The sequence below is a fragment of the Alteromonas sp. MmMcT2-2 genome (assembly GCF_022348305.1).
GTDB lineage: Bacteria > Pseudomonadota > Gammaproteobacteria > Enterobacterales > Alteromonadaceae > Alteromonas > Alteromonas macleodii.
Genome location: NZ_JAKRFA010000002.1, coordinates 59,177 through 74,026 on the forward strand (window position 1 = coordinate 59,177; position 14,850 = coordinate 74,026).

The 14,850-nt window shown below is 47.2% G+C and carries 8 protein-coding genes; 1 reads left to right on the forward strand and 7 read right to left on the reverse strand.

The features are described from left to right. Window positions 1-8 precede the first annotated feature (8 nt). A complete protein-coding gene (locus MHM99_RS02415) occupies window positions 9-1,514 on the reverse strand; it encodes a CYTH domain-containing protein (protein ID WP_039224442.1) in 1,506 nt (501 codons plus the stop codon). On the opposite strand from MHM99_RS02415, the gene MHM99_RS02420 reads away from it, so the two are divergent. Next, window positions 1,477-2,289, forward strand: a complete 813-nt coding sequence (locus MHM99_RS02420; RefSeq protein ID WP_069943706.1) for a TIGR04211 family SH3 domain-containing protein — start codon at window positions 1,477-1,479, stop codon at window positions 2,287-2,289. The two genes, MHM99_RS02415 and MHM99_RS02420, sit on opposite strands and share 38 nt — an antisense overlap. A gap of 131 nt (window positions 2,290-2,420) precedes the next feature. On the opposite strand, the gene MHM99_RS02425 is transcribed toward MHM99_RS02420, so the two are convergent. The 6 genes from MHM99_RS02425 to putA form a co-directional block, all read right to left on the reverse strand. Next, window positions 2,421-3,770 carry a HAMP domain-containing sensor histidine kinase gene (locus tag MHM99_RS02425; RefSeq protein ID WP_239218005.1) on the reverse strand — a complete coding sequence of 450 codons (1,350 nt, stop codon included), beginning with the start codon at window positions 3,768-3,770 and terminating at the stop codon, window positions 2,421-2,423. Further along, the gene (locus tag MHM99_RS02430) at window positions 3,764-4,504 is read right to left on the reverse strand and encodes a response regulator transcription factor (protein WP_239218007.1); all 741 of its coding nucleotides are present in this window, start codon (window positions 4,502-4,504) and stop codon (window positions 3,764-3,766) included. Before MHM99_RS02430 ends, MHM99_RS02425 begins: the two co-directional genes overlap by 7 nt. Next, entirely contained in the window at window positions 4,476-7,703 is a 3,228-nt protein-coding gene (locus tag MHM99_RS02435; RefSeq protein WP_239218009.1) for an efflux RND transporter permease subunit, read from the reverse strand. Before MHM99_RS02435 ends, MHM99_RS02430 begins: the two co-directional genes overlap by 29 nt. Beyond that, complete coding sequence (locus MHM99_RS02440) at window positions 7,693-9,171, reverse strand: efflux RND transporter periplasmic adaptor subunit (RefSeq protein WP_239218011.1); 1,479 nt, start codon at window positions 9,169-9,171, stop codon at window positions 7,693-7,695. Before MHM99_RS02440 ends, MHM99_RS02435 begins: the two co-directional genes overlap by 11 nt. Further along, a complete protein-coding gene (locus MHM99_RS02445; RefSeq protein ID WP_239218013.1) occupies window positions 9,168-10,622 on the reverse strand; it encodes an efflux transporter outer membrane subunit in 1,455 nt (484 codons plus the stop codon). Before MHM99_RS02445 ends, MHM99_RS02440 begins: the two co-directional genes overlap by 4 nt. Window positions 10,623-10,882: 260 nt before the next feature. Then, window positions 10,883-14,680 carry a bifunctional proline dehydrogenase/L-glutamate gamma-semialdehyde dehydrogenase PutA gene (gene putA, locus MHM99_RS02450; protein ID WP_239218015.1) on the reverse strand — a complete coding sequence of 1,266 codons (3,798 nt, stop codon included), beginning with the start codon at window positions 14,678-14,680 and terminating at the stop codon, window positions 10,883-10,885. Window positions 14,681-14,850 lie beyond the last annotated feature (170 nt).

Sequence of the window (14,850 nt, forward strand, 5' to 3'; positions counted from 1 at the left end):
GAAAACAATTACCAGTAAACGTCACGTTGCATAGCCACTGTGCGAGTTCGTTCCATAATTCGAATAAGCGTGCTGAGTTTCTCTGCTGTCCATTTACGCACCTCGTCATGGGAGTCTACTTCGGCGTCGTCTATCGACTGCTTTAACATAAGCAGCGCATTCAGCTCATCAATACCAGTGAGCAAATCTAACCACGGCGCGCGAAAATTACCCCGCTCTTCTACAAACAAGTCACCCAGCAGAAATCCACTCCATAATGTCTGCCTAAGCATTACTTCTACAGCGCTGTAATTGGCAGGCCCCATGGTTTTATTTAGAGGCATACTTTGCTGTACAGTTTGCCAACCTTGCGACAGCCAGCCTTTTGCATGATCAAGCACGGGATGATCAAAACCCGTTGCGACTTTTTGCCACGGCTTATTCTGAATAAGACTTATGGCGTGTAGCTTAATGTCTGTGGCATCGTTGTCGAAAAACAGCTTTTCGGGCTCATGAGCCTGCATTAAACCTGTTTGTCGTCCTTGCAAATAGCTTACTACTGCAGGATGTTTGCTGAGAGTTTTGTTAAACATGCTCTTTTTAGAGAGCAAGTAACGCAAACTTTGTAAGTCGTCTTGCCAGCCCCACTTTTGAGCATGGGTGACCAGCTTTTTATGCAGGGCTAGTAGCTCAGGGCACTGCAGAACCGGCAAGTAAAGCGATACACTTTGCAGTAACAAACGTACGCTTTTAGCAACTTCAGCCAGCATTTTTATTGAGCCACTTTCGCAAAACACATGCTCGTGGTGCTGCCAATGCGCCAATGCAGTTTGAACCGCGTGGCTAAATGCTTCTTCCGTGGTGGTTGTGTCTTCAAGCGCAAGGAAATCTGGCAGGTGTCGAACTTTAGCGTTAAAGCCGTGAAGTAATTGATATCCCTGCGCCGCTTTTGATACATCACTAAGGCGTACCGGCATGTTGTCGTTTATTAGCACCGCCAACGTAAACAAACTGTTGATATCACCTGACATCAATTCAAGCTCTATTTCGTTGATTGGGGAACTGGCTTTTTCTGTACTTGCTTCGCCACAGTCCAGCACAATCTCAACCACACTTTCACCCACACTAACCACATAGGCATTGCGAGTAAAGTGAGTGCTAAACTGTTTAGATAGACGCGTGTTTTTTGCCGCCACGTCCCAATCTTGGGGCCAAGCGCTGGCTTCAAATAGCGTGAGGTCGGGCCTTGAATTATCAAGGCTCACATTGTATTCCATGCGTTTGTGCAGACCACCGCTGACCACGCCGTTAGTCTTTAGCGTCTGTTCGTATTCACCATTGTTACCTCGAACGCGAAAGCCCATTTTATTGTTTTGAAAATCGAGCTTATCTGTATCGTAATAGTCATTCTCAAGGCGCATTTCACGATGAGAGTTAACCTGAATACTGTTTTTTTCGAAAAGAGGAAGTACACGTTGAGTAAACGCATGGTGGGCGTTGTCACCCGTTACAAATTTTAATTCTATTTCTGACATGGTTGCGCTAGGCACAGCTTATGATGCTGACACCTTACCTTTGTCGCTTACTTTTCGCAATGCTGGCGCCATGAAACAAGATGCTTTAATTAGACAAAAGTGGAACAAACTTGCCTTTATCGCGGTCAACCAATACCATCTTCACGTTTTAAATTCTAAAATTGGACTTCATATGATTCGAAAGTGGTTAGCAGCAGCCCTTATTGCATGCTCTTTTCAAGCATTTTCGCTACAAGATACCGCTGATTTAGAAGCGTCTTCTTCGCATTACATAAGAGATGACTTGTTTATCTTTATGCATACTGGACCTGGTCGTAACTACCGCATTCTAGGTTCAATTGAGGCGGGCACACCTATTACTGTACTCTCCCGCGACAATGATGCTGAATTTACCCAAATTACCGACAACGAAGGACGTAAAGGCTGGGTTGAAAGTAAGTTTGTGTCTAATACCATGTCGCAAGCCGAGCAATTGCCAATCATAAGTGAGAAGCTAGCTGAGAGCCAAAGTGGACTTCAAGCTGCACAATCAGAAAATGCCAAACTTCGTCAGCAGCTTAACGATGCTCGCCAAAAGGTGTCTAAACTTACCACCACAAACGACGAGCAAGCGTCTCAAATTATTCGTTTAACGGCTAAGGTTGAAAGCGCTAATAAAGACGAGCTTGTTACCTGGTTTACTCGCGGTGGCATAGTGGCAGGCGTGGGGATATTGCTTGGTGTAATGCTCACTTACCTTCCTAAACGCAAGCGTAGAAACAGCGAATGGATGTAGTGTAGGTTTTAAAGCTGGACGCTAAAAAACGAAAACGCCGATGTTAGCATCGGCGTTTTCTATTGGGCTCGTTTCGGTAAATGGATTAGGAGTGACAACGTGCAAACACTTTGATGAGTTATATGCGCCTATTATCGTACTGTAAGCAACACTCTATACCCTCTTGTCATACGAGAAACATCACCTTGTTCATCGTGTGACCCTCGGGCTGTTATCCTCTCATGTGCATAACCCCATTTAAGCTTCGCACAAAGCTTATCAATGAGTTTTAACCCTATTCCAAATCCGCCATCTAATTCACTGATAGTCGGCGCAGATAAAGTCGCTTGGCCTTTTTCGTTAAGCGCCTCTTCTTCAAGGCCGTCCTCTTCGTTGAGCACGGTGAGCGTTGCATCTGAAAGACTTATTGTGACTCTTCCTTGCTGCGTGTGCTGATAAGCGTTTCGAATCACATTTCCTATCACAATTTCGCTCGCCGTTTTGGCCAGCGTTAACTCACAATCGCTCAATTGCAGCTGCACACTCACGTCTTTTCCCGACAGCAAATACATTAAATCTTGGCTTAGAGCCTCAACCATTGCTTTAAGGTTAACCTTTTCTTTGGGTAAAGCTGCTTCTTCATTTCTTCCTAGCCAAAGTAGAGTTTCGGTCAAATCTGCCATGGTTTTTGAGGCATGATCCACCCGCGCAAGCGCGTTATTTCCTTTAGTATTTTCACCATCGATCACTCTGTGCAATAATGCCGCGCTACTTCTAATGACGGCAATCGGCGTTCTAAGCTCGTGACTCGCGTGGTTAACAAATTCCCGTTCTCGATTTAGGGTGTTGCGCACGTTTTGCAAACTGCCATGTATCATCCCTGCTAGCGCGTTAAGTTCTTTATAACGAAACTCCGGGATAGGCTTATCGAGCTCTTGTTCATCCAAAGACGCCGCCCACCTCTGCAATGACTCTATGGGGCGAGACACGCTGCGCATAAGAAAAAGCAAGGCGACAAAAAACGAAACCAGTGCAACTACGCCCACAATGGCGCTGTAAATAACATGGTTTATTCTAAAGTGTTTTTTGCCATCAGAAGGTGGCGCGACAAACACTTGGGTAACATAGCGCGATTCTCCATTTTCCAACGGAACTAACACAGCAAAGCGAGCCGAAATAGGACGGGAAAACCAATCAGGTTTGTTGATATCTTTCATAAGTGAAAACGGTATAAAGCTCTCTTTAGAAAAGCTCTGCTTCACTTCGTCAGGCAAACTCTCGTAGTTCGCAAAAACATGTAAATCGAGAATTTGAGCATGCTTGTTGTCATCAAGCTCTGCGCTTTCTGCCGCCCGTATCATGGTATTTCTCAGCATGCCGTCCATACCATCGAAAAAGCTATCGCTGCTTTGTATTGAAAAGAGCACAATAACTACGGCGGCCAAACTTAATAGCGACCACAAGACGTAGCGTCTTAAGCTGATGCGAAGGCCATTTACCACTGATCGTTTCCTTTATTTGTACTTTTTGGTTCCGCGCTTGTACTTTGCTCTGAACTGGACTGTTCTGGTTTAAACGTCACACAAAACCCTGTGCCGGCTACTGCTTTTACCTCTATATTGGCATTTGCTTGTACCAGTGATTTGCGCAGATTGTGAAGATGTACCTTAAGCGCATTACTCTCTGGCGCATCTTCTCCCCAAACCGCATCAAGAAGGCGCTCTCGTGGCATAACTTTTCCTTGTTGCTGTAACAATGCCTTTAGCAGCGTAAATGCTGTGGGGCTTAACTTAATAGGCACGTTCTCAACACTTACTACGTCGCTTCCCATTGCTAAACTTACGTTACCAAAGCGCAGCTTTTTCACTTGTGATGAACGCCTGTGTGCCAGTGCGAAAACCCGGGCAACCAGTTCGGGCATGTCAAACGGCTTCACTAAATAATCATCGGCGCCTTTTTGAAACCCTTCTAGCTTGTTTTCCAACTGGTCACGGGCGGTCAGCATAATAATAGGCGTATCGTTGCCATCTTCCCGCACCCTCTCACATACGCTTAAGCCATCAAGTCGCGGTAAATTAATGTCCAGCACCACAACATCAAACGGATGCTTTTGGATAAGAGACAGCGCGGCTACACCGTTTGCAGCGTGGTCACATACCATGTTTTCAAGCTCTAAATAGTCGATAATATTGCCCGCCAGGCCCATATCATCTTCCACTAGTAACACGCGAATCATTAGCCGTACTCTCCGTTAAAGGTTTAACCAAATGCTTTGCCATTAAACAGCTTACATCGTCATAAATTAACAGTAATGCGGGTATTAATAAAAGTGTGATGACGGTGGCAAACAATATACCGTAACCCAGCGACGCGGCTGCCGGAATTAAGAATTGCGCTTGTACCGACGTTTCGCCCAATATGGGGTATAAGCCTACAAAGGTGGTAATTGAGGTCAACAACACAGCCCGTAGGCGACTGGTACAAGCTTCAATAACTGCCGTTTCCACCGGCACACCTTCTTCTCGCAAAGCGTTGAATCGTGAAACCAACAACAAGCTGTCGTTAACCACCACACCGCTAAGCGCCAATATGCCGTTCAGCGAGAGCAGACTTATCATTAATCCATTCGACCAGTGGCCGATAATGGCTCCGACTATACCAAAGGGGATGGCGGTCATAATAATAAGCGGCTGTACGTAGGATTTAAGCGGAATCGCCAACAACGCAAAAATAGACAACAAGGCTAATATAAACACGCTCTGCATAGAGCTTTGCGTTTCAGCTTGCTGCTCAGCCTCACCGGCAAAATAAAGCGATAAGTCCTGATACTGACGCGATAGCTGAGGAACAAACTCGTTGTTTAAGTAATTCACCAGTTCGGTAGAGGTGATAACATCGCTATCCACCGACGCGCTAACCGTTAAGGCGCGTAGGCCGTCTATACGTACCACCTGTTTTTCTTGTACATCTTGAATAACGTTAGCCACTACAGAAAGCGGTACTACGGTGCCATCGTCCAGACGCACTTGCGTGTTCATTACATCAGACGGATTCATTCTGTCTTGTTCGGGATAACGCACCCGCACTTTTACTTCGTTTTTATCGCGCAAATAGCGCTGAACAATTTCGCCACCAAATGCTTTTAACAGCTGTTGCGATAGGCTTTGCGTATTCAACCCCAACGCTCGTCCTTCGGGGGTAAGTTCAAAGCGCATCATGGCTTCGCCGGGTGTCAGCGAGCTCTCAACTGCATATACACCATCGATATTGTTAAGTACTTCAATAAAGGCATCGTTAGCCGCCGTCAGGGTATCGTCGTTAATGCTTTTAATTTCAACGTTAAACCCGTCGACCATCTCTCGGCGTGAGCGTATTTTTAGACTTTTTACGCCTTCTAAATTGCCAGTTAACGCATTCCAGCGTGACGACAATTCATCAAGAGAATAAGAGGAGTCTTCATCAAGTGAAATGGTGATTGTGCCGCTTTGATCGCCACTCGCCGTTACTTGCAAACTGCTAATGCCACTTTTATCTGCGCCGTTTTCTTGGGTTAATTGGCGGTCTGCCTCTAGCGCATTTTTCTCTAGCAGCATTAAGTTCCGTTCGTTCTGTCCATAGCTGGCATCGCTGTAAAGCGACATATTGGCCGAAACCGTATCGTCCTGCATACTGGGGAAGAAGCTTACTCTTACCGCACCTGTGAGCGGTAGGCTAACCACCATGACAAATAAGGCAATAAACAACAATACAGCGGCATAACGGTACGCTACGGTGACTTTCAACAGGCGCTGATACACGCGGTAATTAAACCACTGAAGTCCACCATCCGCTTTTTGCTGCACTTTGTTCCATACGCCACCTAATCCCCCCCGCGCTTTTTGCTTGGTTGGCAGATGGGCTAAATGAGAAGGTAAGATCAGCTTCGATTCCACCACCGACAGCAACAAACACAAGGTAACGATAGTGCCGAACTGAGAATAAAGGGTACCTAAGCCGCCCGATACGTTCGATAATGCGAAAAAAGTGGCCACTGTGGTTAGTACACCAAACAGTGTAGGAACCGCCACTTTATGGGTACCTAAGATGGTATTTTGAAGCGTATCGCCATGCTGTTTACGCGTGGCGTACACGCTTTCCCCCACCACCACGGCATCGTCCACCACAATGCCAAGGGCCATGATAAAACCGAATGTGGTCATTTCGTTTAGCGTCATTCCCGTATAGCTGTCGGTCATGAAGTACAAGGTGCCGAAGAAGATAAAGGGCAAGCCAGCCGCCACCCAAAATGCCACGCGTAAATTTAGAAACACGGCAAGAGTAACAAATACCAACACAATGCCCATAAGCGCATTGCTGGTAAGTAGCGTCAATCGCTCGGTAATAAGCGTGCTTTTGTCATACCAGGTTTCAAGCTCTACGCCTTCAGGTAGCAAGCCTTTTTCGTGCCATGCGTCCACTACTTCGTGAGCCTGCTGTACCATTTTTGTTACGTCACCATATGCGTCCATAAGCACCTGGATGCCATAGCCATTGGTACCGTTGTAACGTGACAAGTGATAGCTGTCGTCGGCAAACATATCGCGCACTGTAGCAACATCGCCAACGGTGAGTATGACGCCATTGGTATCGGTAATGAGGGGGATGTTGGCAAAATCTTTCGCCCAGTAAGACTGTTCAGACGCTTTTAAACGAATCACTTTTTCTTTGTTGCGCAAGCTGGTTGTAAGCGCGGTATTCGACTCCTGGTTAACGGCATCAGCCACGTCTGACAGCGTTAATCCGTAAGCTTGAAGCTTACCTTCGTCTATTTCAATAGACATCATAGGGTCGACAAAGCTGCCTGCGCTGACTTCGCGAATGTCGTCTGTTGCCAGTAAATCTCGCTCTAATTGCTCACCCAAGTATTGAAGCGAAGCGTGATCGACGTCACCATAAAGCTGCACCCAAATAGCGTGTTCTTGTCGGCGTGCTTTGCTGATAACAGGGTTTTCAGCATCCGACGGGAAGTTAGAAATACTATCTACTTCGGTTTTGATGTCGTTGAAAAGCGTGTCTAAATCGTATTCGGTTTCTTTTTCTACCTGCACACTGGCGCCGCTGGCGTTCGAGGTAGAGGTAATTCGCTTAATCCCCGGGATTGCCTCCAGCGCGGTTTCAATTTTGATAGCTATCCCTTCTTCTGCTTGTTTAGGGTCACCACTATCGTATGTCATTGAAATGGTAACAAAGCGTGGCTCCATACTTGGGAATGCCTCTTTGCGGATATCGTTCATGGAAACCAAGCCAAGCACGATAAGGCTGACCATGAGCAAATTGGCCGCTACTGAGTTCTGCGCAAACCAAGCGATAATTCCCCGGGCGTTATTCCCACCATTCCTATTGTTTTTCGGACTCTCGCCCCCGCCAAACGGCGCGCCGTTTCGATTATTTGTCATCAGCTTGCCCTCCTGTTTGTCCTTCCACTACAGGCAATACTTTGGTATTCACCAGATAGCTGTTTAAAGGGCGTGCAACCACCAGCGCTTGGCGTATTTCGCCAACCTGTTCTGACATGCTGTTGCCGCTAGCGTTACCCGAGGTTTTACCCGCAACATTACTCACAATATCGCCCGTAATTTCACTGTTTTTTGGCGGGGTAGTGTAGGCATAACCTTCGCTTTCAAACAAAACCGAAGGCGTGAACTTTGCCAACTGCCCGGTAGATGGCATTACTAACCATACTTCTTGCTTTTGCGAGATAGCAGAAGCCGGCAGTTTCCACACATTGTCGAGAGCTCTTCCTTCAATATCTGCCTGCACAAAGCTGCCGAATAAAAGAGGCGTTGAGTATGCTAACGGCTTTTCAATAACCGCTATGGCGTTTCGCTGACGCGTTGTATCGCTTTGATGCCATTCAGCGCGAACGATATTAGCAACCCAGGTATTTCCTGTAGTGGTATCGGTAAGCGTTACCGGCCAGTTAAGGGAGGCATCACCAGACAACTGCGTTTCATCACCAGAAGGTAGTTGAGCCCATTGGCTAGGTGAAAGACCAATAGCCACTTCGGCAATATCTGCAGAATAAAGTGTGGCGACCGCACTGCCAGCTTGAACATAGCTCCCTAGCGCAATGTCACGGCTGACCACCAATGCATTAAAAGGTGCACGTAACGAGGTAAACGCCAAATCTCGCTTGGCTGAATTTACACTTTGCTCGGCTTCATCCAAAGTGGCCTGAGCCGCCTTTAGCTGTGGCTCACGCAGTACTAATGCCGATAAAGGTTCACCATCAAGCCCTGAACGTGTCCATTCATCTTTCGCTTGAATACCCCGTAATCGCTCTTCTTCCAGACTTACCACAGCCGCTTGATAGGTAGCATTTGCACTTGCTAACGCCTGTTGATAGTTGGTGTCATCAATACGTGCCAATACCGTGTTATTTGCCACTAGGGCACCAGTTTTAAAAGACGAAGATATATCAGTAACTTGACCACTAACCTGTGCGACTAAGCTCAAACTATCTTGCGGAACAACCTGACCATACCCCCTCACCTTAGCGTTATAGCTGTCGGCGGTTACATCAATAACGCCTACTTGAGCCAGCTGAGTATTGCCGCTTTGTTCTCCCTTTGGGCTGCGATTAGTGGTATTCACTGATGACGTGTCGCTTGCCTTGTTAAGCCTGTTCACACCGCTATCGGCAGTAGGTAATGCTGTTGGCCTTTCACCACCTGCAGGTTTCTTTGCCTTAGCGGCATTTTGTAATTGTTCGGCATTCGCGGAAATAGCGGGAGACGTTGGCTTTGATTCGGCCTGCGGTTTTGCGCCGGGATGTTGGGCGCCCATATTCGTCATGGTATACATAACCGCTAGCGCAATACTTGCAGCGGCGAGTAAGGTTACAATAATTCGTTTGTTTCTCATTGTGACACTCCAAGGCCAAGGGCTAGGCCTAAGTCAATTCGGTTTTGTAATTTCTGGGCGTGCAGCTCAACTGCCTGAGCTTGTAGGTTAAAGCGCGTTTCATATACTGAAAGTAAGTCCAAGATGTCAGCAAGGCCCTGTCGATATTGACCTTCAATGGTAGAGACGCTGCGCTCTGCATTCGCTAACGCCACGTTGGTGTGGCTAATTCGAGCACTCAACGCGGTTTCGCTATCCAGCGCATTTTGGGTTTCCTGTACCGCCGTTAATAACGTTTCGCGATACTGCCACCAGGCATTGGCTGAGGTTAGCTTTGCATCTTCAATTTGCGCCCTTAAAGCGCCCCCCTGAAACAGTGGCGCGGTCATCTGCCCAAGCAAACTCCATAAAGGGTTAGTAAACAAAGCTTGTGAAGGTGTAGAGGCATTATCAGAAAGTGATGCAGACAAGCTAATGCTTGGCAACAAGGCTTTGTAGGCCACATCGACTTCAAACTCTGTTGCTTTTAATGCATAAAAGGCCGCCTGAAGATCGGGTCTACGTGCCAGATCCTGTTTTGGCAAAGTTGTTAGCGGCAATAACACGTCGGGAAAATTAACTTGAGTGTTGAGCTCGTTTAGCGATTGGTTTTGCCTGCCTAAGAGTACGGCCAAGGTGCGCTTTGCTGTTAAAAGTGCATTTTCATATTGGGCAATAGTAGCGCGGGTATTTGCGCTGCTAGTGCGCGCGGTATCTAGGTCGTCTAAACTTCCAAGACCGGTGCTATAGCGCTTTAAAATAACGGCTTCGTTATTTTCTAGTACCGTTAACCGAGACTGCTCAATATTCAGTAATTGCTGCTGAGTGAGTACGTCGATATAGCTTCTTACTACGTTAGCGACCAGAGAATCTCTGGCAGACTGATAGCTGGCTCTGGCACTTGCTGCATCAAAGTTTGCTGCACTTATTCCATCGCTGATTTTTTGCCATAAATCCAGCTCCCAACTGACATTCATGCTCGCGCTATAGCTCGGACTGCTCGAATTAGAGCTCGTACTGGAGTTGGTATTTGAGCTGGTAGATGCACTGCTATTGGTGGTTTCACTTTTTGACGCAGAGATGCTCGCGTCAACATTAAGGTTCCTATCCGCTTTTGCACTATCTATGGCTACTTGTGCTTTTCTAAGCGTTATTAACGACTGCTGCAGACTAGCATTAGAAGACAGGGCTTCATCAATGTAACCAGCTAAGTGGGGTAACTCTTTGATATCAATGATATCGGTTAACGTCGTGTCCGAATTCAGCAGCAAGGTTTGTTTTGATTCTTGTTGCTGTGCTTGAGACTGCCACACAACGTTGTTACCCGTTGACGACGATGCCGATTCGCTCAACGCTCTGTCATCAGTACTTGTGCATGCAGACAGCAAAATGCAAAGGGTAATGCTATTTACCGTCAGTTTTATCTTGCCCATGACTTGTGCCTATTATTTGGCGCACAGCTTACTTTCGAAGGTCTATGCGCAGCTTTTTTAAATTAACTGACACGAGTATTTCAAACGCAGGGTTAAGGTCCGGTTAAGAAAAGAGCAAGGAATTAGAAATAAATGAGAAAGGTAAGAATAAGGTATTAAAAAGGCCAGCTTAGCGCTGGCCTTTGAATGACATGTTGTGAAGATAGCTCTCAATTAAATCGCTATCTTGCAAAGTCGGTATTTACCACAAGCATTATCGCTTATTCATCATCTTCGACCAAGGTCATCAATGACGTGTTACCACCTGATGCCGTAGTATCAATACTGATGGTTTTTTCGGTCATCAAACGTTGAATAAGGTTGTCGTTATATTCTGCTGTGATAACCGGCAAAATAGCGCCTTCGCGGGATGACAGCATTGCTGTAATACGCGCAGTACGTTCAGTACCAGAGTCGACCACCACGCCAGATAAATCTTCATCCATTAGCAAGGTATCTAGATGCGCAAGACGCGCTACCTGGAATAAGCCTTTTGGTGCGCCAGTTGATTCAAACTTGTTTTGAATTTCAACGGCTTCTTCATAGAAGATTTCAGACACAACTGATACTACCGGGTTACCCGTTGATAGCGCGGTCACAACAGACAGTAACCAGTATTCGAAGGTTACTTCTTTATCGGCGAAACACACCAAGATTCCGCGAGGCTCTAGGTAAAGCTTGTTCGATTCACCTGTTGGGCCCGGCAGGGTTTGTGGCTTGGCAAGCTTGCGTTCAACACTGGTTAACTGTTGACGCGCCGTCGCAAGCGTACGGTTCAAGTCATCAGCAAGCTCGTCAACAATGTCTACTTTCGCAATTTTTGCCAGAAGCTGACGAACCATAGAAATACGGTCATTCAACGGCGTATGACGCCACTGCACTTCCACCGCTTTCGCTTTATCCATCATTACGTGCGCACGCTCGGCAATCTTTTCATCACCGACAAGCGCTGCATCGGTACCGTCTACATCATCAATGCGCGATGGCTTAGGTGTAGCACGCTCCATCATTAAGCGAGGCAGATAGTTGGGGCCACCCGCTTTTGGACCTGTACCAGACAATCCACGTCCACCGAACGGCTGAACGCCAACAATAGCGCCAATCATGTTGCGGTTAATGTACACGTTACCCGCGCGGCTCTTCGCTGCCAGCTCGTTAGCACGCTCTTCAATACGCGAGTGAATGCCCATAGTCAGGCCGTAACCTGTGCCATTGATTTGCTCTAGCACACTATCAAGGTCTTTCGACTTAAAGCGAACAATATGCACCACAGGGCCAAACACTTCTTTTTCAAGCACATCGATGTTTTTGATTTCATACAAGGTCGGCGCAAAGAAAGTACCGTTTTCGAAGCCTGCTGGCATTTCATTGCGATAAAGCAGCTTAGCTTTATCTTCCATGTACTCTTGGTGATCGGTCAGGCTCTTAAGCGCCTTCTCGTCAATCACAGGGCCAACATCGGTAGCAAGCTGCGTTGGATCACCAACGGTAAGCTCTTTCATGGCGCCGGTTAGCATTTCGATAAGGTCATCAGCAATTTCATCTTGTACGAACAATACGCGAAGCGCTGAACAGCGCTGACCGGCACTTTGGAAACCAGAGTGGATCACGTCATCAACTACCTGCTCTGGCAGTGCAGTTGAATCAACAATCATACAGTTTTGACCGCCGGTCTCTGCAATCAATGGCACCTGTTCGCCACCACGTTCTGCAAGTACTTGAGAAATTAACGTACCGGTTTGCGTTGAACCTGTGAACATTACCGCTTTAATGCGCTCGTCTGGCAGAAGGGTTTCGCCCACTTCTTTACCTGGCGATACAATAAGTTTCAGTGCGTCTTCTGGCAGGCCTACCGAGTGCATAATATCTACCGCACGCTGCGCAATAATGCTGGTTTGTTCAGCAGGCTTAGCAATAACCGTGTTACCTGTTACAAGTGCCGCTGCCACTTGGCCTAAGAAGATGGCTAGTGGGAAGTTCCACGGGCTAATACAAAGCACAACACCACGAGGAAGTAAGCGTTGATCTTCAGCAAGCTCTTCTGCACGCGCCGCGTAGTAGCGACAGAAATCAACGGCTTCACGCACTTCATCAATACTGTCTTGCGCCACTTTACCGGCTTCACGCATACAGATAGCGATAAGCTCAGCCATGTGGCGCTCAAGCGCATCTGCTGTTCGATTAAGTATCTCAGCGCGCTCGCTTACATCGCGTTTAGACCATGCTTCAAACCCAGCTTCGGCTTCATCTAATGCTTTGCGCATATCATCAGGCGTAGCGTAATGGTGATAACCTACCACGTCGTTGTGGTTAGTTGGGCTAAGTACCGCTGTCGCACCTTCTGGCACTTCACCGGTCACTTTGTAGTAATCCTGCCAGCGTTCAAGTTCGTGTTTAAGCGCCGTTACCGCATTGGTGTCGGTAAGGTCTAGACCACGCGAGTTATCGCGCTCTGGCGCATACAGCCCACGTGGGGTTTTGATTAACTTGTTATAGCGTACTTTCAAGCGTTGTGTTTTCTCTACCGGATCTTCAAGCAAAGACTCAACCGGTTTTTCATCGTCAACGATGGCGTTTACAAACGACGAGTTCGCGCCGTTTTCAAGAAGACGACGTACAAGGTAGGCCAATAAGTCTTCGTGTTCACCTACAGGTGCATAAACACGGCACTGAATTTTATCCTGTGTTACCACCTGATCGTAAAGGGTATCGCCCATACCGTGCAGACACTGGAACTCAAAACCTTCTTTGTCGTCACCAGCAAGCTCAACAATAACAGACGCTGTGTAGGCATTGTGAGTCGCAAACTGCGGGTAAATGGTGTCGCGATACTCAAGTAGACGGTTCGCACATGCATGGTATGACACATCTGTTGACGACTTACGGGTAAATACAGGAAACTCTTCAAGGCCCGCTTGTTGAGTAAGCTTAATCTCAGTATCCCAATAAGCGCCTTTAACCAAACGCACCATTAGCGGACGACCTACCTCTAGGGTAAGTTCACGTAAGTGCTCTATAACGTGGATTGCGCGTTTTTGGTAGGCCTGTACGGCCAAGCCAAAGCCTGTCCAACCGTTCAGGTCTTCATCGCGAAATACAGCTTCAATAATATCTAGAGAAAGCTCTAGACGGTCAGCTTCTTCCGCATCTACGGTTAAACCGATATCGTATTCTTTCGCCATCATACACAGCGCTTTCAAGCGCGGCGGAATGTCTGCCATGGCGCGTTCGCGGTGAGAAAATTCAAAGCGTGGGTGAATAGCAGAAAGCTTTACCGAGATCCCCGGTGAACGCTTAGGACCGCGTCCGTTAGCCGCTTTACCGATTACTTTTATTGCTTTTACGTATGCATCGTAGTAACGCTCAGCGTCGCGCATAGTACGTGCGCCTTCGCCTAGCATGTCGTAAGAATATACGTACCCTTTGGTTTCTTTCTCTTTGGCGCGATCTACCGCATCTTCAATGGTTTCGCCCATAACGAACTGACGACCCATAACGCGCATCGCAATGTTCATAGCGCGGCGAATAACAGGTTCACCTAAGCGGCCAAGGGTTTGTTTTAACAAGCCGAACTGTTCTTTCTTGCGCTTGTCGGCATAGTTCACCATGTTGCCCGTAAATAACAAGCCCCACGCCGATGCGTTAACAAATAACGACTCTGAATTCCCCAAGTGAGGTGTCCACTGTCCCTGAGACAGTTTGTCACGAATAAGCTCATCTTGAGTGGCTTTGTCTGGAACACGCAGCAAGGCTTCAGCCAAGCACATCAATACCACACCTTCTGCTGTAGATAGCGAGTATTCATTTAATAATGCGTCAACACCACCGTGCCCTTCTTGCTCTCGGCGAATTTGAAGCACCATCTTTCGTGCGCGTTCCCATGCACGGCTTCGTGCACGTGGGTTTACCTCGGCAATGGGAAGGATTTGATCCACAGCCACCGACTCACTAATGCGATAGTAGTCTCTTATACGCTGGCGTAGGGGTGAAGTTGTATGAAGTGTGTCGTTAATGAGCATTGCAACCCTTTCATAGAAATAGCTGTAACAAAAAGCGTTCCCGCCGTGTAAGACTGCTCACGGTTACATGGAAGCGGCTAAAAAACAAGCAAAGTCGAAACCCTGCGTTGACCTGTCGTTCTTCTTTTAACTTTATACTTTTGGATGAAGATCACGACAGTGCCAAATTT

Bases quoted from the DNA above. Each gene is read 5' to 3' on its own strand.
- MHM99_RS02415 (WP_039224442.1), bottom strand. From the start codon at position 1,514: ATGTCAGAAATAGAATTAAAATTTGTAACGGGTGACAACGCCCACCAT.
- MHM99_RS02430 (WP_239218007.1), bottom strand. From the start codon at position 4,504: ATGATTCGCGTGTTACTAGTGGAAGATGATATGGGCCTGGCGGGCAAT.
- MHM99_RS02435 (WP_239218009.1), bottom strand. From the start codon at position 7,703: ATGACAAATAATCGAAACGGCGCGCCGTTTGGCGGGGGCGAGAGTCCG.
- MHM99_RS02440 (WP_239218011.1), bottom strand. From the start codon at position 9,171: ATGAGAAACAAACGAATTATTGTAACCTTACTCGCCGCTGCAAGTATT.
- MHM99_RS02445 (WP_239218013.1), bottom strand. From the start codon at position 10,622: ATGGGCAAGATAAAACTGACGGTAAATAGCATTACCCTTTGCATTTTG.
- putA (WP_239218015.1), bottom strand. From the start codon at position 14,680: ATGCTCATTAACGACACACTTCATACAACTTCACCCCTACGCCAGCGT.